Source organism: Nocardia sp. NPDC058705, from assembly GCF_042749305.1.
Lineage (GTDB): Bacteria > Actinomycetota > Actinomycetes > Mycobacteriales > Mycobacteriaceae > Nocardia.
Window position 1 is genome coordinate 215,920 of sequence record NZ_JBHYRN010000005.1, and the last position, 25,721, is coordinate 241,640.

Annotated in this window: 23 protein-coding genes; 15 read left to right on the plus strand and 8 right to left on the minus strand. The window is 67.2% G+C overall.

Going from position 1 to position 25,721, the window contains the following annotated elements:
* Window positions 1–74 precede the first annotated feature (74 nt).
* Window positions 75–764 (plus strand): GntR family transcriptional regulator, encoded by a 690-nt coding sequence (locus tag ACFW6D_RS10075; protein WP_379326852.1) that lies wholly within the window; start codon window positions 75–77, stop codon window positions 762–764.
* A 75-nt stretch (window positions 765–839) separates the two neighbouring features.
* Here ACFW6D_RS10075 and ACFW6D_RS10080 read toward each other — a convergent pair whose 3' ends face one another.
* Window positions 840–1,712, minus strand: a complete 873-nt coding sequence (locus ACFW6D_RS10080) for a LysR family transcriptional regulator (protein ID WP_379326702.1) — start codon at window positions 1,710–1,712, stop codon at window positions 840–842.
* 70 nt (window positions 1,713–1,782) lie between these two features.
* Between ACFW6D_RS10080 and dapA the strand changes: the two genes are divergently transcribed.
* Both dapA and ACFW6D_RS10090 read left to right on the plus strand, forming a co-directional pair.
* Complete coding sequence (gene dapA / locus ACFW6D_RS10085) at window positions 1,783–2,673, plus strand: 4-hydroxy-tetrahydrodipicolinate synthase (protein WP_379326704.1); 891 nt, start codon at window positions 1,783–1,785, stop codon at window positions 2,671–2,673.
* Between the two features lie 65 nt (window positions 2,674–2,738).
* On the plus strand, window positions 2,739–4,271 hold the full coding sequence (locus ACFW6D_RS10090) for a DHA2 family efflux MFS transporter permease subunit (RefSeq protein ID WP_379326706.1): 1,533 nt from the start codon (window positions 2,739–2,741) through the stop codon (window positions 4,269–4,271).
* A gap of 50 nt (window positions 4,272–4,321) precedes the next feature.
* Here ACFW6D_RS10090 and ACFW6D_RS10095 read toward each other — a convergent pair whose 3' ends face one another.
* Window positions 4,322–4,753, minus strand: coding sequence for an SRPBCC family protein (locus tag ACFW6D_RS10095; protein WP_379326708.1), 432 nt, complete (start codon window positions 4,751–4,753; stop codon window positions 4,322–4,324).
* 296 nt (window positions 4,754–5,049) lie between these two features.
* Here ACFW6D_RS10095 and ACFW6D_RS10100 point away from each other — a divergent pair, with 296 nt between their 5' ends.
* From ACFW6D_RS10100 to ACFW6D_RS10120, 5 genes are read left to right on the plus strand one after another with little or no spacing between them, the layout of a single operon-like run.
* Complete coding sequence (locus ACFW6D_RS10100; RefSeq protein ID WP_379326710.1) at window positions 5,050–6,426, plus strand: sensor histidine kinase; 1,377 nt, start codon at window positions 5,050–5,052, stop codon at window positions 6,424–6,426.
* The gene (locus ACFW6D_RS10105) at window positions 6,404–6,817 is read left to right on the plus strand and encodes a roadblock/LC7 domain-containing protein (RefSeq protein WP_379326712.1); all 414 of its coding nucleotides are present in this window, start codon (window positions 6,404–6,406) and stop codon (window positions 6,815–6,817) included. Before ACFW6D_RS10100 ends, ACFW6D_RS10105 begins: the two co-directional genes overlap by 23 nt.
* The gene (locus tag ACFW6D_RS10110) at window positions 6,814–7,164 is read left to right on the plus strand and encodes a DUF742 domain-containing protein (RefSeq protein ID WP_379229794.1); all 351 of its coding nucleotides are present in this window, start codon (window positions 6,814–6,816) and stop codon (window positions 7,162–7,164) included. Before ACFW6D_RS10105 ends, ACFW6D_RS10110 begins: the two co-directional genes overlap by 4 nt.
* Window positions 7,139–7,741 (plus strand): ATP/GTP-binding protein, encoded by a 603-nt coding sequence (locus tag ACFW6D_RS10115; RefSeq protein WP_379229792.1) that lies wholly within the window; start codon window positions 7,139–7,141, stop codon window positions 7,739–7,741. Before ACFW6D_RS10110 ends, ACFW6D_RS10115 begins: the two co-directional genes overlap by 26 nt.
* Window positions 7,738–8,943 carry a cytochrome P450 gene (locus ACFW6D_RS10120; protein ID WP_379326714.1) on the plus strand — a complete coding sequence of 402 codons (1,206 nt, stop codon included), beginning with the start codon at window positions 7,738–7,740 and terminating at the stop codon, window positions 8,941–8,943. Before ACFW6D_RS10115 ends, ACFW6D_RS10120 begins: the two co-directional genes overlap by 4 nt.
* Before the next feature lie 81 nt (window positions 8,944–9,024).
* Here ACFW6D_RS10120 and ACFW6D_RS10125 read toward each other — a convergent pair whose 3' ends face one another.
* Window positions 9,025–9,828 (minus strand): TetR/AcrR family transcriptional regulator C-terminal domain-containing protein, encoded by an 804-nt coding sequence (locus tag ACFW6D_RS10125; RefSeq protein ID WP_379326716.1) that lies wholly within the window; start codon window positions 9,826–9,828, stop codon window positions 9,025–9,027.
* A 167-nt stretch (window positions 9,829–9,995) separates the two neighbouring features.
* On the opposite strand from ACFW6D_RS10125, the gene ACFW6D_RS10130 reads away from it, so the two are divergent.
* Window positions 9,996–10,835, plus strand: coding sequence for an NAD(P)H-binding protein (locus ACFW6D_RS10130; protein WP_379326718.1), 840 nt, complete (start codon window positions 9,996–9,998; stop codon window positions 10,833–10,835).
* 62 nt (window positions 10,836–10,897) lie between these two features.
* Here ACFW6D_RS10130 and ACFW6D_RS10135 read toward each other — a convergent pair whose 3' ends face one another.
* Window positions 10,898–11,347: a MarR family winged helix-turn-helix transcriptional regulator gene (locus ACFW6D_RS10135; RefSeq protein ID WP_379326720.1), complete on the minus strand. Its 450-nt coding sequence runs from the start codon at window positions 11,345–11,347 to the stop codon at window positions 10,898–10,900.
* A gap of 169 nt (window positions 11,348–11,516) precedes the next feature.
* Between ACFW6D_RS10135 and ACFW6D_RS10140 the strand changes: the two genes are divergently transcribed.
* The 4 genes from ACFW6D_RS10140 to ACFW6D_RS10155 all read left to right on the plus strand — a co-directional run bounded on the left by ACFW6D_RS10140 (window position 11,517) and on the right by ACFW6D_RS10155 (window position 14,717).
* Entirely contained in the window at window positions 11,517–12,089 is a 573-nt protein-coding gene (locus tag ACFW6D_RS10140) for a hypothetical protein (RefSeq protein ID WP_379326722.1), read from the plus strand.
* A gap of 31 nt (window positions 12,090–12,120) precedes the next feature.
* A complete protein-coding gene (locus ACFW6D_RS10145; RefSeq protein WP_379326724.1) occupies window positions 12,121–12,915 on the plus strand; it encodes an N-acetylmuramoyl-L-alanine amidase in 795 nt (264 codons plus the stop codon).
* A gap of 423 nt (window positions 12,916–13,338) precedes the next feature.
* Window positions 13,339–14,190, plus strand: coding sequence for a lytic polysaccharide monooxygenase (locus ACFW6D_RS10150; RefSeq protein WP_379326726.1), 852 nt, complete (start codon window positions 13,339–13,341; stop codon window positions 14,188–14,190).
* Window positions 14,191–14,324: 134 nt separating this feature from the next.
* Window positions 14,325–14,717, plus strand: a complete 393-nt coding sequence (locus ACFW6D_RS10155; protein ID WP_379326728.1) for a hypothetical protein — start codon at window positions 14,325–14,327, stop codon at window positions 14,715–14,717.
* Window positions 14,718–14,774: 57 nt separating this feature from the next.
* Here the strand turns inward: ACFW6D_RS10155 and ACFW6D_RS10160 are convergent, their stop codons facing one another.
* Window positions 14,775–17,372, minus strand: coding sequence for an ATP-dependent Clp protease ATP-binding subunit (locus ACFW6D_RS10160; RefSeq protein ID WP_379326730.1), 2,598 nt, complete (start codon window positions 17,370–17,372; stop codon window positions 14,775–14,777).
* Window positions 17,373–17,689: 317 nt separating this feature from the next.
* Here ACFW6D_RS10160 and ACFW6D_RS10165 point away from each other — a divergent pair, with 317 nt between their 5' ends.
* Window positions 17,690–19,753 (plus strand): AMP-binding protein, encoded by a 2,064-nt coding sequence (locus ACFW6D_RS10165; protein WP_379326732.1) that lies wholly within the window; start codon window positions 17,690–17,692, stop codon window positions 19,751–19,753.
* Window positions 19,754–19,789: 36 nt separating this feature from the next.
* On the opposite strand, the gene ACFW6D_RS10170 is transcribed toward ACFW6D_RS10165, so the two are convergent.
* The 3 genes from ACFW6D_RS10170 to pruA form a co-directional block, all read right to left on the minus strand.
* Window positions 19,790–21,217, minus strand: coding sequence for an amino acid permease (locus ACFW6D_RS10170; protein WP_379229777.1), 1,428 nt, complete (start codon window positions 21,215–21,217; stop codon window positions 19,790–19,792).
* 125 nt (window positions 21,218–21,342) lie between these two features.
* Window positions 21,343–22,308: a proline dehydrogenase family protein gene (locus tag ACFW6D_RS10175; RefSeq protein ID WP_379326734.1), complete on the minus strand. Its 966-nt coding sequence runs from the start codon at window positions 22,306–22,308 to the stop codon at window positions 21,343–21,345.
* Window positions 22,308–23,954, minus strand: a complete 1,647-nt coding sequence (pruA, locus tag ACFW6D_RS10180; protein WP_379326736.1) for an L-glutamate gamma-semialdehyde dehydrogenase — start codon at window positions 23,952–23,954, stop codon at window positions 22,308–22,310. Before pruA ends, ACFW6D_RS10175 begins: the two co-directional genes overlap by 1 nt.
* 133 nt (window positions 23,955–24,087) lie before the next feature.
* Here pruA and ACFW6D_RS10185 point away from each other — a divergent pair.
* Window positions 24,088–25,721 (plus strand): PucR family transcriptional regulator (locus ACFW6D_RS10185; RefSeq protein ID WP_379326738.1); only part of this gene is annotated, 1,634 nt, incomplete at its 3' end.

The following is a 25,721-nucleotide window of genomic DNA, read 5'->3' on the forward strand; positions in this document are numbered from 1 at the left end:
CCTACCGCAGACGGGCTACGGTGGTGGACGTGCGAGAGCGGAAGGACGGTGCGGTGGCAGCGGAACCGGCGAAGATGTCGCTGCGGGATCGGGCCTACGAGGAGTTGCGCGACCGGATCATCGATCTGCGCCTGAGCCCCGGTCAGCGGCTGGTGGAACGCGACCTCGCCACCGAACTGGCCATCTCACGGATCCCGCTGCGCGAAGCGCTGCAGATGCTCGAACGCGAGGGCCTGGTGGTCATCGTGCCGAGGCAGGGTGCGATCGTCGCACCGTTCACGGTGACCGATGTGCGCGACCTGTTCGATGTGCGCGAGAGCCTCGAGGTGCTAGCGGCGCGACTGGCTGCCGAACGTGCCGAACCGGCCGACCTCGCCGTCCTGCGCGCGCAATTGACCGCGGCCCGCCGGGCCACCGACCGTGGCGATCAAGCCGCGATCGCCGCCGCGAACGCGGGATTCCACGCCGTCATCGTCGAGGTCTCCGGCAACCCGCTGTTGCAATCGCTGTTGCGCCCCTTGGAATCCCGAGTCCGCTGGCTGTTCCACCTGACCAAGGAACGCGACCCGGGCACCCAGTGCGACGAACACGAAGCCCTCTACGCCGCCATCGCCGCCAACGACCCCGACGCGGCGGCCGAAATCGCCTACCGTCATGTGGCTTCCGGCCGTGAACCCAGTCTGGCCCTGTCCTCGCAGTGGTCCATGCCCGACATCGATCCCGTGTCGGCTACCCGCAGCCGCCAGCGCGGCAAGAGTGCCTGAGGGCTTCACCCATTGTTCGATACCGCGTGCCTGCCGACCCGCCCGATTGCCACATCGGCCGACGGAATCGGGTACCTAGCCCGCGGCGTGTAGAGCGGTGCGGGCGGCGTGGATGGTGGGGTGTAGGCCGGTGCCGTTTCGGTAGGCCAGGTGGGTGTGGCGGTGGATGGGGAGGGGGGTGAGGGTGATGGATTCAGGGGGTGCGTAGAGGGCGAGGGCGGGGACTATTGCGGTGCCTGCTCCTGCGGCGACCAGGGTGAGGACGGTGTCGAAGTCGTCGGCGTGGTGGCGGATGTGGGGGGTGAAACCTGTTGCCTGGCAGGCGCGGAGGGTGAGGGTGTGGCACAAGGTGCCGGGTGTGCCTGCGATCCAGGGGGATTGGCGGTGGGCGCGGAGGGAATCCGTGGCGGACACGGGGTCTCGGGTGGCGAGGAAGACGGTTTCGGTGTGGAGGGGCTCGGTGTGTAGGGAGGGGTCGGAGTCGGCGGGAACCAGGTCGTAATCGTGGGTGAGGGCGATGTCGAGAATGCCGACGCGCAGGGCGTTGGGGACGTCGGCGGGGTCGATCTCGGTGACGGTGAGTTCCAGGCGCGGATGGTCGGTGCTCAAGGTGACAAGGGCGGGGGACAGGAGGGTGCGCGCGGCGGTGGGGAAGGTGCCGATGCGCAGGGTTCCGGCCAGTTCATCACGGGTGCAAGCCAATTCGGCGTCGGCGTGTTCGAGGGCGGCGAGGATCGTTTCGGTGTGGCCGACCAGGAGTTCGGCGGCGGGCGTCAACGTGACGCGGCGACCCGAGCGTTCCAGCAGTGCGACGCCCGCTTCGCGTTCGAGCGCGGTGAGCTGTTGGGACACCGCCGAGGGCGTATACCTGAGCGCCTCGGCGACAGCGGCGATGGTGCCGCGATGGGCGAGTTCACGCAGCAGGCGAAGTTTGCGGACATCGAGCATCAGTCCAGCTTACGGTCGACATCACGAACGTGTACTGGACCTGATGATTGCCAACCCCGACGATGGAACTATGACATCGCTGCACGGACTCTTCGTCCCCCTGATCACCCCGTTCACCGCGGACGGGGCACTCGACCCCGCCGCGCTGGAACGCCACGCCAACGCCGTCCTCGATGCGGGCGCCACCGGTTTGGTCGCACTCGGCACCACCGCCGAGCCCTCTGCGCTCACCCCGATCGAGCGGGCGCGAGTCCTCGACATCTGTGTGCGAGTGAGCACCGAGCGCAACACCCCGCTGATCGCCTGCGCGGGCGGCAACGCCACCGCGGAATCGGTGGATGCGATCACCTCCCTGCCACATCCCGTCGCGGCGATTCTCGCGGTGGTGCCCTACTACGTGCGACCCAGTGAGGAAGGCGTGATCGCGCACTTCACGCAGTTGGCGGCCGCCAGCCCGGCCCCGCTGATCGTCTACGACGTCCCGTACCGCACGGCCTGTCCGCTGAGTGGTTCCACCCTGATCCGCCTCGCGAACACCCCGAACATCGCCGGCTTCAAACACGCTCTCGGCGGGATATGTACGGCCACAGTCGAATTGATGGCGGCCGACACGCAGGCGACCGTGCTCAGTGGCGACGACCGATTCGCCTCCGCCCTGCTCGCCCTCGGCGCCCACGGCGCGATCCTGGCCGCCGCCAATATCGCACCCCGCGAATACGCCGACCTCATCGAGGTCTGGCGCACCGGCGACATCACCCGGGCCCGCACCATCGGCAACAGCCTCGACAGGCTCGGCGCCGCCCTGTTCGCCGAGCCGAACCCCACTGTCATCAAGGCGGTCCTCGCCGAGCGCGGCGAGATCGCCAGCCCCGCCGTTCGCCTGCCCCTGCTGCCCGCCTCGTCCGTCGCGACCAGGGCAGCGCTGCTGGCCAGCGAGGCCGCGGCGATCACGCGGGTGTGACACCGAAAAGTCACGAACAGTCGCTTTCGCTGGTCAACGGAGCCGAAAAGTGCTTGGCTCGAGCGGTGACGAAACCTCCGGATATCGGCGCCGCCGGGCCCGATCCCACCACTGACAAGCTGGATGCCGCCGTACTCAAGGTGGCAGGCGTGGTCGTCCTCGGCGCGGTCATGTCGATTCTCGACATCACCGTGGTCACCGTGGCGATCCCGACGTTCATGCAGGACTTCCAGGCCACGGTCGAGGTGGTCGCCTGGACCATGACCGGCTACACACTGGCGCTGGCCTCGGTGATTCCGATGACCGGCTGGGCCGCCGACCGCTTCGGCACCAAACGCCTCTACATCGCCGCGCTGAGCTTCTTCATCCTCGGCTCGGTGCTGTGCTCGATGGCGTGGAGTATCGAATCGCTGATCGCGTTCCGGGTGCTGCAGGGGATCGGCGGCGGCATGCTGATGCCGCTGGGTATGACGATCATGACCCACGCCGCGGGCCCGCAACGGATCGGCCGGGTGATGGCGGTGCTCGGCGTGCCGATGCTGCTCGGACCCATCTGCGGTCCGATTCTCGGCGGCTGGCTGATCGACTCGTTCAGCTGGCACTGGATCTTCCTGATCAACCTGCCGCTGGGTCTGCTCGCCCTGGTGCTCGCGTTCGTGGTGTTCCCCGCCGACAAGCCCAAACCGTCGGAATCGTTCGACTTCGTCGGCATGTTGCTCGCCTCGCCGGGTCTGGCGCTGTTCCTGTTCGGTGTCTCCTCCATTCCGGAGAAGGGCACCGTGCTCGCCGCGCGCGTGTTGATTCCCGCGATCGTCGGCGCGGTGCTGTTGGTGCTGTTCGTGTTCCACGCGCTGCGCACCGAGCACCCGCTGATCGACCTCCGCCTGTTCGCCAACTCGTCGCTGCGCTACGCGGTGCTGACCATGTCGCTGTTCGCCATCGCCTTCTTCGGCGCGGGGTTCCTGCTGCCCAACTATCTACAGCAGGTGCGCGGTGAAACGGCGTTCGACACCGGTTTGCTACTCGCGCCGCAAGGCATCGGCGCGATGCTGACGATGCCGGTCGCGGGCTTCCTGGTCGACAAGATCGGGCCGGGCAAGATCGTGCTGTTCGGCGTCACCTTCATCACCATCGGGCTGGCCGGGTTCACCCAGTTGCACGCCGACACGTCGTATCTGATGGTCGGCGGCGCGCTGTTCGTGATGGGTCTCGGCATGGGCTGCACCATGATGCCGGTGATGACCGCCGCCATCCAGACGCTCACACACGGTCAGGTCGCGCGCGGTTCGACGCTCATGAACATCATCAATCAGACTGCGGCTTCGATCGGCACCGCGCTGATGTCGGTGGTCCTGGCCGCCCAGATCAACGACCACCCCGAGGCTCAGCTGGCCATGGCGTCGCAGTCCAGACCCGAACTCGCCGAAGGGGTGCCGCAGTCGATCATCGACAACGGGTTGGAATTGGCCGCGCGCGCGTTCAGTAATACCTACTGGGTCGCGGTGATCCTCGCCGCGCTGACCTTGCTGCCCGCGTTCTTCCTGCCGCGGACCAAGCCGAAGGCGCCGATCGACGCCGAAGCTGTGGCGTTGGCCTGATCACGAAAGCCCGGGCGCAGACACTCGCGCCCGGGCTTTCGTGCGGTAGATCAGCCGTAGAGTTTGACGAACGTCTCCAGGGAGCGCTCGATATCGCCGCGCAAGGCCTTCGCGACGGTCGACCCGATCGGACCGAACAGCGGTGCGCCGCCCAGGTCGATGTCGAGGGTCACCTTGGATCCGGTGCCGCTCGGCTCGACGAGCAGGCCGAGGCCGAACTTGGTTCCGCCGATGCCCTTGCCGGTGAGGGCGAGCTTGCGGGGCGGCTCGGCGGTGCGCACGGTCCAGGTGACCTTGTTGCGGAAACCCTTCACCGAGGCGATGCCGACAAGCACGGTGCCCGGCGTCAACTCCTCGGGCAGCGTGCCGCGCCACGCCTCGTGAATGGTCAGCCAATCGCCGAGGTGCGGGAGATCGGACGCGTGCGCCCAGGCCTGGTCCGGCGGGACGGGGACATCGACGGAGAGCTTCAGTTTCGCCACGTCGGGATAGTATCCGGTACCCGCGGTTCCGGACTGATCGGACCAGAGCATGGTGAGCCATAATATATCAACCGTCCAGTAGTCTGGAGCGTTTCACAGCGCAATCCTGGTGTCGGACAGTACGATCCACGTCGCGATCCGACTCCGTGCTGTTAGTGTATGCGGGTCGCTGGAACCGGGGCGTGTGAATCGGATATCCGAATCCATTCTTTCGGTGGACGGCGAATGCCTCGGCGGGCAGGCCGGCGAGGGCCACCGGCGAGGTCGTCGTGTGGTCGAGGACTACGAAAGATCTGATGAACTCAGGAATTGCGGTGCTGTTGCTCGTCATCGGTGCGCCGCTGTTACTGCTCGCGATCGCGGTCAGTGTATTGGCCATGCGTAACGAGCGCCGACAGCGGCAGCGGGCCGACGCCGCCATCCGGGAACGCCTCGCCTGCGAGAACGCGTTGCTGCAGCTGGCCCAGACCACGCTGCCCGCGATCACCGCCGCCGTGCGCCGCCACGAGATCCCCTCGATTGTCGTGGATGTGCCGGTGGAACTGGGTGATTCGCAGTTCGGCCAGGCGCTGCAGTGGATCGCCACGGGTCACGCGGAGGATCTGCGCGTGGTCACCGAGGAGACCAGGGCGATGGTCGAACGCTACGGCGAGCAACGCCGCGTGAACGAGGTCGCGGCCGCCCAGGAACAGACCCGCGCCGAGCTCTCGGCGTCGTCGCGGGCGGCCACCAGCGCCGCGGTGCGTTCCTTCGGCACCTCGGTGGTGAGCCTGGGCACCGACCTCGGCCAGGTGGTCAGCGCCGCCCTGCGCGAACACCGTGACGACGCGATCTACGAAACACTCACCCGGATCGACCACACCGTGCAGCAGATGATCCGGCAGGCGCAGTCCTATGTGATCGTCTCCGGTGGTCTGCCCGGACGCCGCTGGCCGCAGCAGTCGCTGACCGACGTGGCGGGCGGTGCCACCGGGCGGGTGCGGGAATTCCTGCGCGTGCGCGCGGCCCAGTCCGATCGGATCGTGCTCAGTCGCGCCGTCGAACCCCTGGTGCACACGATGGCGACGCTGCTCGACAACGCGCTGCGCTACTCGCCGCCGTCGTCGTTCGTCGAGATCGGTTTCCAGGAGGGCCATCACGGCGTCACCGTCATCATCGACGACGCGGGCATGCGCATGAGCCCGGAACAGTTGGAGGACGCGCGCCTGGTGCTCAGCGGTGAACGCGCCGTCGACATCCACGACCTCGGCCCCGCGCCGAAGGTCGGCTTCCCCGGCATCGCGGCGCTGGCTCGACGCTACGGATTCTCCGTGCACGTCGACGGGCCCAATATCTTCGGCGGCATGCGCGCCATGGTGTACGTGCCGTCGGCACTGCTGGTGAGCGGGGACGCACCGCGCCTGCCCGAGCCCGAACTCGCCGCCCCCGCGCACATTCCGGTGCCGGTGGCCGAGATCGAATCGCCCGGCGCCGACGTGCACGAGATCACCAGCGGTGGGCTGCCCAAGCGCCGCCGCCGACCTGTTGCCCCGGATTCGGCGGGGGTAACGACCGAGTCGGCGCCCGCGCGGCCCGACCTCGCCGCTGCCTGGCGCAGCGGATCCCGCAGCGGACGTGCTGCGGCCGAGCGAACCACGGAAGGGAAAGCCGATGAGCACACCGGTAGCCGATAGCACCAATCGATTGGCGTGGCTGCTCGAGGATCTCGAGATCCCCGGCGTCCGCTTCGCGGTGTTGCTGTCCGATGACGGACTGCGCATCGCCCACCTCCGTGGCGTGACCAAAGACGACGCCGAACGATTCGCCGCCGCCGCGTCCGGCCTGCGCTCGCTCGGCAAGGCGCTCGGCGAGTTCTGCGGCGGTCCGGCGAATACGGTGCGCCAGAACATGACCGAGTACGACGAGGGCATGATCATGATCACCGCCGCGGGCGCGGGCGCCCTGCTCGGGGTCGCCACCACCGCCGATGTCGACGTCGCGCTGGTGGCGCATCGGATGAACGAACTCGCCTCGCGTGTCGGTCACGAGATCGGTAGCGCGCCCCGCCTAGGCGGGAGGAATTGAGCCGCGGCAGACGCGATCCCGACCTGGTGCGCTCCTATGTGCGCACCGGCGGCCGGGTGCGCGCCGCGCATGACCTGGACCTGGTGACCCTGGTCCGTGCCGTCGAGGACGCGCGCCCCGATCACCGCCCCGACGAGCGTCGCCTGCTGGCACTGACCAGCCGCCGCGGCGCACTGTCGATCGCCGAACTGTCGGCCTATCTCGATCTACCCGCTTCCGTCGTGAAGATCATCGTCTCCGATCTGCTCGACAGCGGTCACCTGCACTGCCCCACCCCGGCACAGGTGAAGCCGGAACTCGCACTGATCAAGGAGGTGCTGCATGGCCTCCGCGCCCTTGCAGGATGAGGTCGACTACGTCGCGGAAACCGTGACCCGGTCGGTGAAGATCCTCGTCGCAGGCAATTTCGGCGTCGGCAAGACCACCTTCGTGTGCGGAGTGTCCGAGATCAGGCCGCTGCGGACCGAAGAGACGATCACCGAGGCCAGCATCGGCGTCGACGACATGGCGGGCCTGGGAACCAAGGTATCGACCACTGTCGCACTGGATTTCGGCCGCCTCACCCTCAATCCCCAACTGGCGCTGTATCTTTTCGGCACGCCGGGACAGGAGCGGTTCGCCCCGCTGTGGGAGGAACTCGCGCGCGGGGCGCTGGGCGCGCTGGTGCTCGTCGACACCCGGCGCATCGAGAAGGCCGACGACGTGCTCTCGGCGCTCGAACAGCGTGGCGTGCCGTACGCGGTGGCGGTGAACGAATTCGAAGGATTCCGCCGCTATCCGCTCGAGGAAGTGCGCGAAGCGCTCGACCTCGCCCCCGAGACGCCGGTGATCGCGCTCGACGCACGACGGCGTGATCAGGGCCTGCGCGCGCTGATCACGTTGGCGGAGTATCTCTTTCGCAGACAGGAAGCAACAGCGTCATGACGGTCGATATCGCCGCCGACGAACGGGTGGCGATGTGGGCGCCCGAATTCGCCGCCGATCCGCAAGCCGCCTACCAGCGGATGCGCAGCCGGTTCGGTTCGGTGGTGCCGGTGGAACTCTCGCCGGGCATCCGGGCCACGCTGGTGATCGGCTATCACACCGCTGTGCGCATCCTCAACGATCCCGAGCACTTCCCGGCCGACCCGCGCATGTGGGAACGCGACATCCCGCAGGACTGTCCGGTCCTGCCGATGCTGCAGTTCCGGCCGGCCGCGCTGCGCACCACCGGCGCCGAGCACACCCGGTACCGGCAGGCCAATGTCGCCGGGATCGCCGGGGTGGATCTGTACGCGATGCACAGCACCGTCGAACAGTTCGCGATCCCGCTGATCAACAGCTTCTGCGCGAACGGTTCGGCAGACCTGTTGAGCCAGTACGCTTTTCCCCTGGTGTTCCAGGCGCTGAACTCGATGCTGGGCTGTACGCCCGAGATCGGGCAGCAGGTCGCCACCGGGATGGCGCAGATCTTCGAGGGCGACGACGCCGAAGCGGGCAACAATCTGCTGGCCTCCGCGCTGGCGGATCTGGTTGGCCTGCGCCAGCGCGAGCCCGGTGACGATGTCGCCACCCGCCTGCTCCACCATCCCGCGGCCCTGTCCGACGAGGAAATGGTGCACCAGCTGCTGGTGCTCTACGGCGCGGGCATCGAACCCATGCTGAACCTGGTGGTCAACACGCTGCGGCTGATGCTCACCGACGATCGCTTCGCCGGCGATGTGCTGGGCGGCAGCCTGTCCACCCGCGATGCGCTCGACGAGGTGCTGTTCACCGACCCGCCGCTGGCCAACTTCTGCATGACCTACCCGCGTCAGCCGATCCTGGTCGAGGACACCTGGCTGCCCGCGCACGAACCGGTCGTCATCAGCATGTCGGCCTGCAACAACGACCCGGCCATCGCGGGTCGCGACGTGGTCGACAACCGGGCCCACCTGGCCTGGAGCGCGGGCCCCCACGGCTGCCCCGCCAAACCGGTGGCCTACCTGATCGTCCAGGACGCCATCGACCAATTACTCGACGCCCTCCCGGAATTGGCCCTCGCCGTGCCCGTCGAAGACCTGATCTGGCGCCCCGGCCCCTTCCACCGCTCCCTGGCGGCACTACCCGTGACCTTCCCGAAAACCCCACCATTGCCGATGCCCTGAATCCGCGTCGGCGCGACATCTACTCAGGGAGTCCGAACACCTTCGAGCGCAGCTGAGCGCTCCGCGGCGACAAGTCGCGTATCAATCAACGGACTTGTTCGTGGCTGCCCTTCTGTTCTCGTCCGCGGCAGCCTCGATACCGTCGAGCAGTCGGGAAAGACCGAACTGGTAGACGCCGCCTGTCTCCGGGTCTCCGACTGCGTCGAACCCGCCTGCGTTCCAGGTTTCGTAGATCGCCGGGTACCGCTCTGAGTCGAAGTAGTTCTGCCAGAACGGCATTCGAGCTTGCCACCACGCGTCGTTCGATTGGCCGGTGCTGCGTTCGGCTTGCTCTCCTGCCACTTCGACCCGGGTCACCGCGTCGATCACCACCTGGAGCGCGTGGACCGCGGCAGCGGTCTGCGCCGGGGTGAGTCCGAGGTCTGACAGGGCACGCAGCAGGTATTCGTTGGTGTCCATCACACCGGGCCCCAACGGCGGCCGGGTGGGGGAGATCTGTAGCAGCCACGGATGCCGCCGGAACATCGTCCGGGTGCGGTCCGCGTACAGCTCGAGTTGCGCGCGCCAGTGCTCGGGACGCGACTTTCCGGTCAGCGGCAGCTCGCGCTTCCGGTAGGCCATGTCGATCATCAGGTCGATCAGTTCGGCCTTGCCCGGCACGTAGGTATACAGCGTCATGGTGCCGACACCCAACGAGGTAGCCACGCGGGTCATCGACACTGCGTCGAGGCCGTTGCTGTCAGCGATGCCCAGCGCCGCCGTCACGACCGCTTCCAGTGTCAGTCCCGGTTTGCGGCCGAGGGCAGGTTTGTCGTCCTTGCTGGTACTGCGCCAAAGCAACGGCAGCAACCTGTCCGGATCACCGCCGCCACTGTGTTCGAACATCACGCTCGACCTGCCTTCCATCGTCACGCATCACCGGCCGCCCATTCCCGTACGCCGTGCGAGATTATTATCGTAACCTATACGGTTATGGAGTCGGTGCCGCGTGCGAGCTGGTTGGGGCGGGCGGATGACAGAGGCGAAAACCCAGTAATCTGAGGAGGATTCACGTGACGATCCTGGTAACCGGCGCGACTGGCAGCGTGGGCCGTCTGGTGGTGGACGAGTTGCTCGCGCGGGGCGCGAAGAATGTCCGAGCGCTGACGGTCGACCCGAACAGAGCCGAACTACCCGAGGGTGTCGAGGTGGTGACGGGATACCTCGGTACGCCCGCGACCTTGCCCGCCGCCCTCGATGGTGTGGACACCGTCTATCTCGCGCCGATGCCTGCCAAGGTGAAGGACTTCGCCGAGGCAGCGGAGAAGGCGGGGGTGCGGCGTGTGGTCGTGCTTTCCGGTGCGAATGCCGACTCGGAGGCTATGGCACCCGAGGAGCACTGGTTCTACTACGCCTGCGAGCACGCCATCGAGGCTGCGGGCTTCGAGTGGACGCATCTGCGGCCGGGGGTGTTCATGAACAATACCCTGGGCTGGGCCGACGCCCTCCGCTCCGAGGGCGTAGTCCGGGCACCCTATGGTCAGGTCGTGCAGACTCCGATCGATCTCAAGGACATCGCCGAGGTCGCCGCGGTGACGCTGCTCGAAGGCGGGCATGTCGGGAAGAAGTACATCCTGTCCGGCCCGGATGCGATCACTCAGGTCGACCAGGTCAAGATGATCGGTGCCGCGATCGGCAAGGATGTCAGCTGGGAGGAGTTGACGCCTGACGAGGCTCGTGAATTGTGGAGTGTTCAGGGCATGCCCGCCGATGTCGCCGAATTCCTGTTGGAAGGCTTCGAGAACACTATGCGCAACCCACAGGTCCCGGTCACCACGGTCACCGACCTGACGGGTCGGCCGGGGCGGACGTTCGCCCAGTGGGCAGAGGGCAACGCCGACAAGTTCGCGTGAGGTCTACCGAATCGGTCGGCGCCGACGAGCGTCGGCCGGTTCGGTGGTCGGATGATCCGTGGTCACGCGATGGGCGGACGATCAGGCATCGCGAGTCGACCGAGTAGGTGCCTGAGGCTGGTGGCTTCTGCCGGGGCAAGGGGCGAGTGCAGGAATTCGTCTTCCACGGTCCTGACGCGTTTTTTGACGTCCGCGAACACGGTGCGCCCGCGGTCGGTCAGCTCGACGGTGCGCTGTCGTTGGTCGCTGCCGCGAGCGCGGATGACGAGGCCACGGTCGGTCAGATCGTCGAGATGTTTGCCCAATCGAGTGGGGTCGCGGCGGGTTCGCCGGGAGAGTTCGACCTGCGACACGACCTGTGTGGGTACCAGCTCGGTGATGATCGCGTACTCCCACATCGACAGCCCCGCCTCACGCAGAATCGGCTCTTCCATCGCTGCCAGCTGCGGAAACACGCGAGCCATCAGTGCGGCCAGGTCCGGCTCGTCGCCCGCCTCGTCATGGTGGGACATGGACACCCTTCGTCGAGTAGTCTACCGTAGTAGAGGAAATCATCTACTACGGTAGATGATCTGGTGTGCCTGTATCCGGCTCGTTCATTGTCGCCGATCCGGATCCCATGGGGTCTGCACCGGGCTGGGCCCGGAGGTGGCGACCACAGACAGTGGAAGTGAGGACGCAGTGGATATTTCCGTGCTGCACACGCTGACCGAAGACCTGGCGTCGTTCCTGTCCGAGGTCACCCAGGGTGACCTCGGACGCGCGGTGCCGCATACGGCGGGGGATGTGGGCGATCTGTACCTGCGCCTCCTCGAGCAGAACATCAGCGTCGCAACGACTATCGCCGGTGAACCGCTCCCGCCGGAGCGGCACGGCCTGACCGGCAGGGCCTCGCTCGAGGCTTGTGTGGACCACAACTATGGCGGCGCCGGGCTCGAGGCGGGCTATCGACGATCTGCCCGCCTCATGGAAGACGCGTTCGCCTCCGTGGCGGACACGGGCCAGGTCTGCCGGTTGTCGGAGATCGATGTCGCGGCCCTGTACGAGGACCAGATCAGCAACACTGTTCTGTCCACTTGGGACCTCGCTGATGCGTTGGGGGACTTGCCCTATCGACCGGCCGCTGACGTCGCCCGGCGAGTCCTGTGGACTGCTGTTCTGCGGCTGCGGACAACCGCGGACCAGGGCGACGAAGGGCTGGACGACGCGAGCGCCTTCGCGTGTGTGCTTGCGCTGTCCGGGCGTGTGCGCTGACCTCGGTGACAGGGTGTGGGACCGTGTCGGGGTGCGTCCACGTCTGTTTCTGACCGCCTGCCTGCTCGCGACGACAGCGTTGTTCGCCGGGTGCGCGTCCACCACCACGGATGCGCACCCGACGACGTCGAGCGTGACGGCCGTTTCCTCGGAGAGTGTCGTGCCCACTTCGCCTGTCGTTTCCCGGACCGTCGTTCTCGATCCCGGTCACAACGGGGGCAATGCCACCCATCTCGCGCAGATCAACGCGAAAGTGCCCGACGGGCGTGGTGGGACCAAGGCGTGCAACACCACCGGGACCTCGGCGGCGAGTGGGTATGCCGAGCACGAGTTCACCTGGGATGTCACCGTGCGGGTGCGCGATTTGCTTGCCGCACAAGGGGTGCGGGTGATCCTCACCCGTGCCGATGACAGCGGTGTCGGGCCGTGTGTCGACGAGCGTGCCGCTATCGCGAATCAGTCGGGTGCCGACGCTGTGGTCTCGATCCACGCCGACGGCAATACCGGTGCGGGCGCGCACGGATTCCACATCGCCTATTCCGAACCTCCGCTGAACCCGGTGCAGGCCGAGGAGGGGACGCGGCTGGCGATCGCGCTGCGCGATGCGATGGTCTCCGGTGGCGCGGTGCCGTCGACCTATGTGGGGTCGGCGGGGCTGGATCCGCGGGCGGATCTGGCGGGGCTGAACCTGGCCGAGCGGCCGAGCGCACTGGTCGAATGCGGGAACATGCGCTCGGCGACCGATGCGGAGCTCATCGAGACCCCGGCGGGTCGGGCCCGCTACGCCGAGCTCATCACCGCCGGAATCCTGGCCTTCCTCGGCTGACTCCACCGACGGCCGCCGGCCGATTTTGGAGGAGTCGCGCAAAGTTCGCCGCGCCCGCTTCACAAGCCTCCCAGAGCTGCCGGTAAGGAGTCTTGTTGTCGACATGGACAGCTATCGCAAACACCGGGCAAATCCACGCACCCGCGTCATCTGGCGGTTTAACCAGTCGTTTGCTCCGTATCGAAACCGGTTGGTCCGATACGTGGTTGTTCGCCGAATTCGCACAATTGTGAAACCGCCTGCGAATACCGGCCGGTAGCAGTATTTTTCGCTACTACAGCGGTTGACTGTTGATCTTCGCCGCCCTAATGTTCGTCATCACAGTTCGATATCGAAGTGTTCAGTGTCATCGCTCGAAATGTTTCCCCGGACGGCAAGCCGGCCCCTGCCGTCCTCCGCGTGCGTTTCCAAGGAGTATTGATAGTGAGAAGTCGAATTCTGTTCTTCGCTGGCGCAATGGCGTTGGCGCCCATGGTCACCGCGCTGGTACCCGCCGCGACTGCCAATGCCCACGGCTGGGTGACCGGACCTGCGAGCAGGCAGGAACAATGCGCCCGCGGCCTCGTGCCCTGCGGTGCGGTGAAATACGAACCGCAGAGTGTCGAGGGCCCGAAGGGGCTCACCAACTGCAGTGCGAACAAATATCCCGAGCTCGATGACGACAGCCTCGGCTGGGTTCCGCAGAAAGTCTCTGGCAGTGCGACTTTCACGTGGAAGAATACCGCGAACCATCGCACACTGAATTGGGAATACTTCATCGGTAATACGCGAGTTGCCGTATTCGACGGCGCGAACGCACAGCCCGCCATGGAAGTGAAACACACCGTCGATTTGTCGAACTATTCCGGCCGTCAGAAATTGCGTGCGGTCTGGAATATCGGCGATACCGCGGCGGCCTTCTACAGTTGCGTGGATCTCGAGATCGGTGGCGGCGGCACCCCGCCGACCACGACCACCCCGAAGCCCACCACGTCCCAGCCGACCACCAGCGCTCCGGCCACCACCACGCCACCCGCGACAACTACGAAACCCCCGGCCACCACCACGCCACCGCCTGCCACCACGACGAAACCGCCCGCGACCACCACTCCGGGCCACGAGCACCCGACCACCACGGCCGCGCCCGCCGGGTCGGCCTGGCGCCAAGGCGCCACCTACGCGATCGGTGACAAGGTCACCTACCAGGGCGCCACCTACAGCTGCAGGCAGGCACACACCGTCCACGACCCGAACTGGACGCCGCCGAACACACCCGCGCTCTGGTCGCGGGTATAGCTCACGACAAGGCCGACGAGTGGGAAACGGTTTGTGTGTTCTCCCACAATCGGTCCCCGGATGGGGTGAGGATGGGGATCGACTCGCCGGCCTCGCGTTCGGTCGGCCCCGCATCACAAGGACGTGAGAAGAATATGAGTGACAGGAAGACAGCCCTGGCCGTCGCGGCGATCGGGGCGGCAATGCTGGCCACGACGGTCGGCGCCCCCACCGCCTCGGCCGGTGTCTCACAGTTGACGGTCAAGCCCAATATCAGCGTCGGCTCGTCGACGAACTACGGCACCGGGTGTTCGCATCAGTTGCTGGCCAGGCTCAGCGTCGGCATCGATCCTGTCGCGTTCTATGACAACGGCGCGCTCCTGGCCGTGGTCGCCCCGACCGACGGCATGGCCATGTTCAACTGGGTGCCGTCCTATGCCGGGGCGCACACGCTGACCGCCGTCCAGGACGGCATCGCCAACAGCGTGACCGTCTCGGTCGGCAGGGGCTTCCTGTTCGGGTATTCCTGCATCGTCACCGGAGGCTGACCCGAGGCGACAACTGGCCCCGGTTCTCGCGAACCGGGGCCACAGTCGTTCGATCAGCTACTTCGACGCGAGTTTCTTGTCGTCACCCTTCTTACCCGCGGCCTTCTTGGCGGGCTTCTTCGCCGCCTTCTTCGGCGTAGGCGCGGGTTCGGACCCGTTGGTCTCGGGCTTGCCCGCCGAGTTCGCCGCGGTGACGACCAGATCGTCGCCTGCGGTATCGACCTTCACCGTGCCGCCCGGCTCCAACCCACCGTCGAGCAGCAACCGCGAGATCCGGTTGTCGAGCTCGCGCTGGACGGTGCGCCGCAGCGGGCGCGCACCGAACTCGGGCTGAAAACCGCGCTCGCTCAACCAATCCACCGCGGATTGCGTGATGTCGAGCTCGACGTCCTGCGCGGCGAGCATGCGCCGGGTCCGGTCCAGGATCAGCTCGACGATCTGCTCCAGCTCCGCCTTGTCGAGGCGGTGGAACACGATCTGCTCATCGATCCGGTTGAGGAACTCGGGCCGGAAGTGTTGGCGCAGTAGCTCTTCCAGCTGCGGCACGATCGAATCGAGGTCACCGGGGGGCGCCTCGAGAATGATGTGCGAACCGATATTGGACGTCATGATCACGATCGTGTTCTTGAAATCGACTGTGCGGCCCTTGGAATCGGTGACCCGCCCGTCGTCGAGCAACTGCAGTAGCACATTGAACACATCGGGGTGGGCCTTCTCGACCTCGTCGAACAGGATCACCGAATAGGGCTGGCGCCGCACCTTGTCGGTGAGCTGGGCGGCATCGTCGTAGCCGACATATCCGGGCGGTGCGCCGACCAGCCGCGAGACCGTGTGCTTCTCCTGGAACTCGCTCATGTCGAACCGGATCAGCCGGTCCTCATCACCGAAGACGGCCTCCGCCAACGCTTTCGCCAGTTCGGTCTTGCCGACACCGGTGGGTCCGAGGAACAGGAACGACCCGATCGGCCGGTTGGGATCCTTGAGTCCGGCGCGCGCCCGGCGCACCGCTTCGGCGATCGCCACGATCGCCTCGTTCTGCCCGATCACCCGCTTGTGCAGGACATCCTCGAGCTGGAGCAGCTTGTGCTTCTCCTCGGCGGTCAGATCGGCCACCGGAATGCCGGTGCGCTTGGAGATCACCTCGGCGATGTCGACCACGTCGACGACCGGCTCCGAGGCGGTCGCGCCGGACTCCTCTAGCTCGGTCTCGGCGACGGCGATCTCGGCCTTGATCGCCTTGGCCTTCTCGTAGTCCTCGTTGTCGACGGCGGCGTCCTTCTCCCGGTACAGCCGCGCGATCTCCTCGTCCTTGGCCTTCACTTCGGGATCGGGGGTGCCCGACCGCAACCGCACGCGCGCGCCCGCCTGGTCGATCAGGTCGATCGCCTTGTCGGGCATGAACCGGTCGGTGATGTAGCGATCCGAGAGCTGCGCGGCCGCGACCAGCGACTGGTCGGAATAGCGCACCTGGTGGTGTTCCTCGTACACGTCGGCCAGCCCGCGCAGGATCTCGATGGTGTCCTCGACCGAGGGCTCCGAGACCATCACCGGCTGGAACCGGCGTTCCAGCGCGGCGTCCTTCTCGATGTACTTGCGGTACTCGTCGATGGTGGTCGCGCCGACGACGTGCAGGTCACCGCGCGCGAGGGCGGGCTTGAGCAGGTTGCCCGCGTCCATCGAGCCCTCGCCGCCGCCACCCGCGCCGACGATGGTGTGCAGCTCGTCGATGAAGATGATCAGCTCGTCTTTGTGCGCGCGGACCTCGTCGAGGATCTTGGTCAGCCGCTCCTCGAATTCGCCTCGGTACTTGCTGCCCGCCACCAGCGAACCGACATCGAGCGCGATCACCTTGCGGTCGGCGAGGGTGACCGGCACGTCCCCGTTGACGATGCGCTGGGCCAGCCCCTCCACGATCGCGGTCTTACCGACGCCGGGGTCACCGATCAGCACCGGGTTGTTCTTGCGCCGCCGCGACAGGATCTCGATGGTCTGCTCGATCTCCTCCGCGCGCCCGACGACCGGGTCGATCAGACCCTCGCGGGCCTCGGCGGTGAGGTCGCGACCGTATTCGTCGAGGGTGGGTGTGTCGGATTCGGGTTGTTGACGCTTCGACGGCGCGGTCGCCATCGGGGTACCGGGTGCTGGCACGCCGCCGCTCTGGGTAGCCGCGATCCCGGCGACCAGCGCCTGCGCTGCCACGCTGTCGGGCAAGGAGGCGATGCCGAGCAGGATGTGCTCGGGGCCGATGTAGCTGCTACCCGACTGGGCGGCCTGGCGTTGCGCCGCGCGCAGTGCGAGCTTGGTGGCGGGGCTGAGGGTGATGTCGGCGAGATCGTCCTCGCTGGGCTCGCCGGTGTCGAGGTAGTCCTCCATCTGCTCGGCGACCTGGTCGGGATCCAGGCTCAGTTCGGCCACGATGCTGCGCCCTGGCTCGGCCTCGGTGGCCGCGTAGAGCAGGTGCTCGGGAGTGATTTCGGGGTTGCCCCACTCCTGGGCCGCCTCACGGGCGGTACCGACCAGCAACTTCGCGTTGTCGGTCATCAGCTTGCCCAGATCGATGCGCTGTACCGGCGGCTTCGACGACATTCCGGAGCCGAAAAACCGCTGGAAGATGTCGTCGAAAGGATCTCGAGAGCTCGGCCAACTGGCTGTCATGTCCACACCTCTTCGCTCGTCGCGCCGTGGGTCACGGCGACTCATGCAGATCGGTTCGGTACTGCCAGCAATACTTCGGCATCCCAACGGGGTGCGCAAGCAATTGGAGAGTTTCACATCTGCGATGTCGGCCGGTGTGGCCGACCGACCAAAGTCCGGCCGAAACCGTCCACAGCCACCGGATTTGTCTGATTCTTGATGGCGGAAGGTCGCTGCTTGGTAGCGTGGCGACCCGCGGGGTGGTAACGACCGTCCCGCCCATTTTTGCCCGCCGACCAGCTGGGTCGATCAGGCCGACGGGAAGTAGAGCACGGAGTTTGGTCACCGACGTCATCGATGTCAGCGCGGATTTCACCATCGCGCGTCAAGCGTTGTGGGATGTACTACTCGATCCCCAGAGTTACCCGAGAATGTTCATCGGTATCGGCAGTTGCGAACCGGTCGAGCGCCCCGACGGCGCGGTCCACTGGCAGGTGCGCGTCGGCTCGGCGAGCGGTGGAATTCGCACGCACGAGTTCATCCTCGTCATCGGTCGCTGGTACGAGAGTTTCGAAGTGCGCAGCCCGGGGCTCGGTAGTTTCGCCGCGGTCCGCTTGCGTGGCGATCAGCAGCGGACCCGTCTCGACATCACCCTCTTCGCCGCCGCACGGGTCCACCCGCTGCTCGAACAGGGCGCCAACTCGCTGGTCACCGACTGGGTCAAGGCAGGGCTGCGCAGGACCGCCGACGCGATCGCGGGCACCCGTTCCTCGGTGGTGGTCAATGCCGAACGGTCGAGGGTGCGCCGCAACGCCGGGGTGGCGCGCAGTATCGCGGCCACGGGATTGATGCGGCCCGAACCCGTGTCGATCGTGAAACAGCTTCGCTCCCTGTCGAGGTGGGGCTTCAACCTGGCTGGCGGTTATGCGGCGGGCGCGGCCTACGCACCCGATCGGCTCGCGCTGATCGATGCGCGTGGGCAGCACACCTTCGGCGAGATCGACACCCGGTCCACCATGCTCGCGGCCGCGATGTACTCGATCGGGCTGCGCAAGGGTGACGCCATCGGCCTGCTGGCCCGCAATCACGCGGGCATGGTCGAAACCATGGTCGCCGCAGGCAAACTCGGCGTCGACGTGGCCCTGCTCAATGCCGGGTTGTCGGGTCGCCGGATCGAGGAGATCGTGCAGCGACACCGGCTGAGCGCGGTCTTCGTCGACGGTGCGCTGGAAACGCTGATCCGCTACCTGCACAGCGACGTGCCGCGCTACACCACCGACGACTGTCCGCCCGACGCGGAACGCATCACGATCGACGGCCTGATCGCCCAGGCGCACAAGGACTTTCCGATCCCGTCGAATCCCGGTCGGCTGATCGTGCTCACCTCCGGTACCAGTGGTTCGCCCAAGGGCGCGCGCCGCCCACACGCGAAAGGGTTCGGCACCATCGCCGCGCTGCTCTCGCGGATCCCGCTGCGAGTGGAGGAGGTCATGCTCATTCCCGCGCCGCTGTTCCACACCTGGGGTCTGGCCGGGTTGCAGCTCAGCACCGCCCTGCGGGCCACGGTGGTGCTGACCGACGGTTTCGACGCGATGGACTGTCTGCGCGCGGTGGCCGAGCACCGAATCACCACCTTGATCGTGGTGCCGACGATGGTGGAACGACTGCTCGAGATTCCCGACGAGGTCCGCGCGGGGCTCGACCTGTCGAGCCTGCGCTACGTGGTCAGCTGTGGTGCGCCGCTGGCCGGGGCGACCGTGCTGCGATTCCTGGACAGCTTCGGTGACATCCTCTACAACGTGTACGGCTCGACCGAGGTGTCGTGGGCCAGCGTCGCCACCCCCGACGACCTGCGGGTTTCGCCGACGACCGCGGGCCGCCCGCCGCTGGGCACCCGGGTCGCGGTGCTCGGACCCGACCTGCGTCCGGTGCCGGTCGGCTCCACCGGGCATATCTTCGTCGCCAATCACATGCTCTTCGACGGTTACGTCAACTCCGCGCCGCCGGAGGAGGCCGACGGCATGCTCGACACCGGCGACCTCGGCTACCTCGACGCGGGCGGTCGGCTGTTCGTGGCGGGCCGCGACGACGAGATGATCATCTCCGGTGGGGAGAACGTCTTCCCGCGCCCGGTCGAGGAGGCACTGGCGCATCTGCCGCAGGTCGCCGAGGTGGCCGTGGTCGGCGTTCCGGACAAGGAGTTCGGTCAGCGGCTGGTCGCGTTCGTGGTGAAACGCGAAGGGGCGGGCCTGGATTCGGACATGGTGCGCAACTACGTCCGTAACCGTCTGAGTCGATTCTCGGTCCCGCGCGATGTCATGTTCCTGAGCGAGCTGCCGCGTGGGGAGACCGGCAAGGTTCTCAAGCGGGTGCTCGTGCCGGGGTCGGCGCTGAGCGAGTAGCGGCGGGCGCGACTGATTCGCGCCCGCCACTCTCGACTACTTGGTCAGCTCCGGCTTCGGCCGGTTCATCACCGAGTGCTTGCGCGAGTACAGGAAGTACACGATCAGACCGACGGCCAGCCAGCCGAGGAATCGCCACCAGGTCTCCGACGGCAGCGACCAGATCAGGTAGGCCGAGAAACCGATGCCGATCAGCGGGATCACCGGCATCAACGGCAGTTTGAACGAGCGCGGAGCATCGGGCCTGGTGCGCCGCAACACGATCACCGAGATGCACACCACGATGAAGGCCATCAGGATGCCGATATTGGTGAGCTCGGCGACGGTGTTGATCGGGAGCACGCCGGCCAGGATCGCCGCGCCGAAGCCGACGATCCAGGTGACCCTGGTCGGCACCTTGCGGGTGGGGTGGGTCTTGGCGAACCAGATCGGCAGCAGCCCGTCGCGGCTCATCGCGAACCACACCCGGGTGACACCGAGCATGAAGGTGAGGACCACGGTGATGATGCCGACGATCGCGCCGACCGCGATGATGTTGGCGACGCCCGGCATCCCGACCGACTCGAACGCGGTGGAGAAACCGCTGGTCGGGCTGATTTCGGTGTACTTCTGCATACCGGTGAGCACGAGCGTGCACAGCACGTAGAGCACCATCGCGATGGCAAGGGAGTAGATGATCGCCTTGGGCAGGTGCTTGCGTCCGTCGATGGATTCCTCGGCGGCGGTGCTCATCGCGTCGTAACCGAATACGGCGAAGAACACCGTCGCCGCGCCCGTCCAGACCGCGCCGGTGCCGTACGGGAAGTAGGGGTCGTAGTTGGAGCTGTCGATGTGGAACACACCGAGCACCACGATGAGCACGACCAGCGCGACCTTGATGCCGACCGCGATGGTCTCGAACCGGCCCACGCTGCCGATGCCGCGCGAGAGCACCCACGCGGTGCCGAGACAGAACAGCACCGCGAACAGGTCGACCACCCGGCCGTCACCGGTATCGGGCGCGCCGAGCATCCATTCGGGCAGGGTCAGGCCGACCTGGTCGAGCAGGAACCCGAAGTAGCCGGACACGCCGATCGCGACCACCGCCGCGACCGCGATGTACTCGAGCAGCAGATCCCAGCCGATGAACCAGCCCGCGAGCTCACCGAGCGAGACGTAACCGTAGGTGTAGGCCGAACCGGCTTTCGGGACCATGCCCGCGAATTCGGCGTAACACAGGGCCGCCGCGGCACTGGCCACACCGGCGATCAGGAACGAGATCAGCACCGCCGGACCGGTGACCGAGTGGGCGACCGAGCCCGCCAGGGTGAAGATGCCCGCGCCGATGATGCCGCCGACGCCGATGGCGGTGAGCTGCCAGAGCCCGAGTGATTTGGCGAGCCCCTCGTCGGCCGCAGTCTCGTCGTCGACCTCTGTCAGTGGTTTGCGGCGCAACATCTGGGTGCGCAGCTCTGCGAAAGACATTCGCGTTTCCTTCCATCGGCGTACACCGCCTCATCACGGTGGGCTCACCCGAGTACACCGCGACCGGCGAAGGCGGGCATCGAGTGTGAATAATGTTCAGCGGCAATGAGTATCGGAACAGCCGGTCATCTTTCGCGACCTCCGATCAGCGCGCGCAGGAAGAACCCCAGGTTGGCGGGCCTTTCGGCCAGTCTGCGCATGAAGTACCCGTACCACTGGTCACCGTAGGGGACGTAGACGCGAACATGGTTGCCCGCGGCGGCGAGTCGCTGCTGTTCGTCGGGGCGGATGCCGAACAGCATCTGGTATTCGTACTCCTCGGTCTTGCGCTGCGCCGCCTGCACACCCACTCCGGCGGCGGTGATCACCGCCGGGTCGTGCGAGGCGATCATCGGATAGCCCGCGCCCGCGGTGAGAATGCCGAGGCAGCGTATGTAGGACGCGTCGACTTCGGCCTTGTCGCGGAAGGCGACTGACTCGGGTTCGTCATAGGCGCCCTTGCACAACCTGATTCGCGACCCGGGACCTGCCATGGCGCGGCAGTCGTCCTCGGTGCGGCGTAGGTAGGCCTGCAATACGGTGCCGAGCCATGGGTAGTCCGCGCGCAGTTCGCGCACGATCGACAGCGTCGAGTCGGTGGTGGTGTGGTCCTCGGCGTCGACGGTGACCCACACGCCCGCGGCCTCGGCGGCGGCGCAGATCTGGCGGGCGTGTTCGCGGGCGATCGCGTGACCGTCGCTGGGCAGTGCCTGTCCGAGTGCGGAGAGTTTCACCGAAACCTCCAGTGGCCGAACAGCTCCCGTCGCCACGTCGGACTGGGGGAGGGTGCCGAGCGCGGCGATCAGAGTTCGGTACTGCGCGACGGTTGCCTCGGCGTCGGCCAGGTCGGTGGTGTCCTCACCGAGGTAGTCGATGCTGACGAAACGTCCTGAGCGCAGCAGGGTTTCGGTGGCCCGCACCGCTTGGTCGGTGGTGGTGCCCGCGACGAAGCGGGCCACCACCGCCCGGCTGATCGGCAGCCTGGTGATGGTGCGCTCCAGCCTCGGTGAGCGCGCGGCGGCGAGCATGGTCGAACGCAGCAGTGCCGACATCAGTCCACCTCCGGTGCCTGGTGGGGGTAGCTGTGTTCGGTGGGCGGCACGAAGGTCTCCTTGATCGTGCGCGCGGAGGTCCAGCGCAGCAGGTTCTGTGGGGATCCGGCTTTGTCGTTGGTCCCGGACGCGCGTGCCCCGCCGAACGGCTGCTGGCCGACGACGGCACCAGAGGGCTTGTCGTTGATGTAGAAGTTGCCCGCGGCGAAGGTGAGTCGCTCCGTCGCCTCGGTGATGGCGGTGCGGTCCTGGGCGATGATCGAGCCGGTGAGGCCGTAGGGGCTGCCGCTGTCGACGAGGTTCATCGCGTCGGCGAAGGCAGTCGGGGTGCTGTCGTCGTAAACGTGCACCGCCAGGATCGGACCGAAGTACTCGGTACTGAAGATCTCATCGGCCGGATCGTCACCGACCACGATCGTCGGATCGACGAACCAGCCGACGCTGTCGTCGCTGTGTCCGCCCGCCACCACGGTGAGACCCGGCGTCGCCTTGGCGCGTTCGAGTGCGGCGGTGTTGCGTTCGAAGGCGCGTCGATCGATCAGTGCCCCACCGAAATTGGTGAAGTCGGTGACATCGCCGTAGCGCAGGTTCGAGGTCCGTTCGATCAGGTCGTCCGACATCGTCGCCCACACCGAACGCGGAATGAACGCGCGCGAGGCGGCCGAACACTTCTGGCCCTGGTAGTCGAACGCGCCGCGCACCAGCGCGGTGGTGAGCACCGCCGGATCGGCCGACGGATGCGCCAGCACGAAGTCCTTGCCGCCGGTCTCACCGACCAGTCGCGGATACGTGCGGTACCCGTCCAGCCGCTGCGCCACCTCCCGCCACAGGTGCTGGAAAGTGGCCGTCGACCCGGTGAAGTGCACACCCGCCAGCCGCGAATCGGCCAGCACCACATCGGAGATGACCGGTCCCGGACCGTTGACCAGGTTGATCACCCCGGGCGGCAGTCCGGCGGCTTCGAGCAGCTGCATCGTCAGGTAGGCCGCCACAGCCTGGCTTCTGGCCGGCTTCCACACCACCGTGTTGCCCATCAGCGCGGGCGCGGTGGGTAGGTTGCCCGCGATCGCGGTGAAATTGAACGGGGTCACCGCGTAGACGAACCCTTCCAGCGAGCGGTACTGCATCCGATTCCACACACCCGGCGACGAGATCGGCTGTCCGGCAAGGATTTCGCGGGCGAACGAGACATTGAACCGCCAGAAGTCGATCAGCTCACAGGGTGCGTCGATCTCGGCCTGATAGGCCGACTTCGACTGTCCGAGCATCGTCGCCGCCGCGATCTTCTCCCGCCACGGTCCGGAGAGGAGGTCGGCGGCGCGCAGGAAAATCGCGGCCCGATCGTCGAACGCCATCGCCTGCCAGGCGGGCGCCGCGGCGCAGGCGGCCTCGACCGCGGCAGCCGTTTCGGCGGTACTCGCATCGCGCAGGGTGCCGAGCACGGCGGCGTGGCGGTGCGGTTGCACCACGTCGAAGGCGGGGCCGTCGCCGGGCAGATGGCGGCCGCCGATCACGTGGGCGATCTCGGTGGGGGAGGCAGCCAGCTCGGCGAGCGCGGTCTGCAGGCGACGGCGTTCCGGGCTGCCCGGGGCGAAGGTGCCGACGGGTTCATTGACCGGCGGCGGGGTGGTCGCGATGGCGTCCATGGGTGCGGCTCCTGCGTCGTGACGGATAGCGGGATGTGACGTAGTCAACACCTGTCGGCAGGGGTGATAATCATCTGATCGGATGAAGATGCGACCGATACTTTGTCCGATCGGCCAACAGTGGAGGTGCTCGATGTCCGAGGGGAACACGACGCTGCGTGAGTTGCTGGCGGCCCTCGACCACACCGTCGCCACCCTTGTCGACGCGCCTGCGGGCCGCGAGGTGGCGGTGCGGACAGTGGTGTTGGCCGAGCCTGCTGACCTGCCCGAACACGTCGACGGGGACGGCGCGGTGTTCCTGCTGGTCGGTGTCGACGCCGCCGCCACCGCTGGATGGTTGCGCGAGGTCGGCGAGCGCGACCCCGGTCGACGGCCGAGCGTGCTGATGACCAAGAGTGCCAACGACTCGCCCGACGTGCGCGCCGCCGCCCATGCCGCGGGTATCGCGCTGGTCCACGTCCACCGGCAGGCGCGCTGGGACCAGGTGTTCTCGCTGATCCGCCGGATGCTGGCCCGCTCACCGGGGCAGCGTGCCGCCGCCGACGAGCACGACCTGCTCGCCCCCGACACCGACCTTTTCGGGCTGGCTCAGGTGCTGGCCAAGGAAACCGGCGGCATGGTCTCCATCGAGGACCCGCAATCGCGCGTGCTCGCGTACTCGGCCTCGGACGCGTCGGCCGACCGGTTGCGCATCCAGTCCATCCTGGGCCGGGAAGGCCCGAGCGATTACCTGCGGATCCTGCGTGAGTGGGGTGTGTTCGACCGGGTGCGCGGCAGCGACGAGGTCGTCGACGTGCCCGAACATCCCGAACTCGACATCCGCCGCAGACTCGTCGTCGGCATCCGGCGTGGCGCCGACGGCGCGAAGGCCAGAATGCTCGGCACCATCTGGTTGCAGCAGGGCGCGGGCCCGCTGCGACCCGACGCGGCGCAGGTGTTGCGTGGTGCGTCGGCGGTGGCGGCCAGGATCATCGCGCGACGGATGGACGCGCCGTCGACCGAGTCCGTGCTCGTGCGCAGGCTGTTCGGCGCGCACGGTGACGGCGTCGACGTGCCCTCGGTCGCCGCAGCGCTGAGCCTGGCGACCACCGGTCCCGCCGCCGTGATCGGCTTCGCGTCGGTCGGTTCCGCCGCCGATCTGGCCTCGTCGAGCGGCTTGATCCGCTTGCACGCCAGCGCTTTTCGTGACGACTCGGTCACGGAGTCGATCGGCGAGCGGGTCTATGTGCTGCTGCCGGGCTACCACTCCGAGCGCGGCGTCGGCTCCTGGGTGCGCAAGCTGGTCACCCAGCTCGAGCAGACCCGCGCACTGGTGGTGCGGGCCGCGATCGCCGTGCCCGTCGCCGGTCTCACCGCGGTCGCGGGGGCGCGCGCCGAGGTCGACCGGGTGCTCGACAGCCCGAGCGCCGACCCGTCGGGCAGCCGGGTCGCCACCCTCGCCGACGCCAGGACCGCGGTCCTGCTGGCCGAGATCATGGAGTTGATCCGCGACCACCCGCGCCTGCACGACCCACGCCTGACCGCCCTCGACACCTACGACCGAACCCACGCCACCGACCTGCGAACATCGGTCCAGGCGTACCTCCGCGCGCACGGTGAGGTGCGAGTCGCCGCAGACACATTGCGCGTGCATCCGAACACGCTGCGCTACCGGCTGCGGCGAGTCGAGGCGGGGGGGGGGGGGGGGCGGGACCGAGCCCCCGGGCCGCCCGCGCCCCCCCAGCAAGCAGGGCCCGCCCCCCGGAGGGGGGGGAAGCGCCCCCGGGG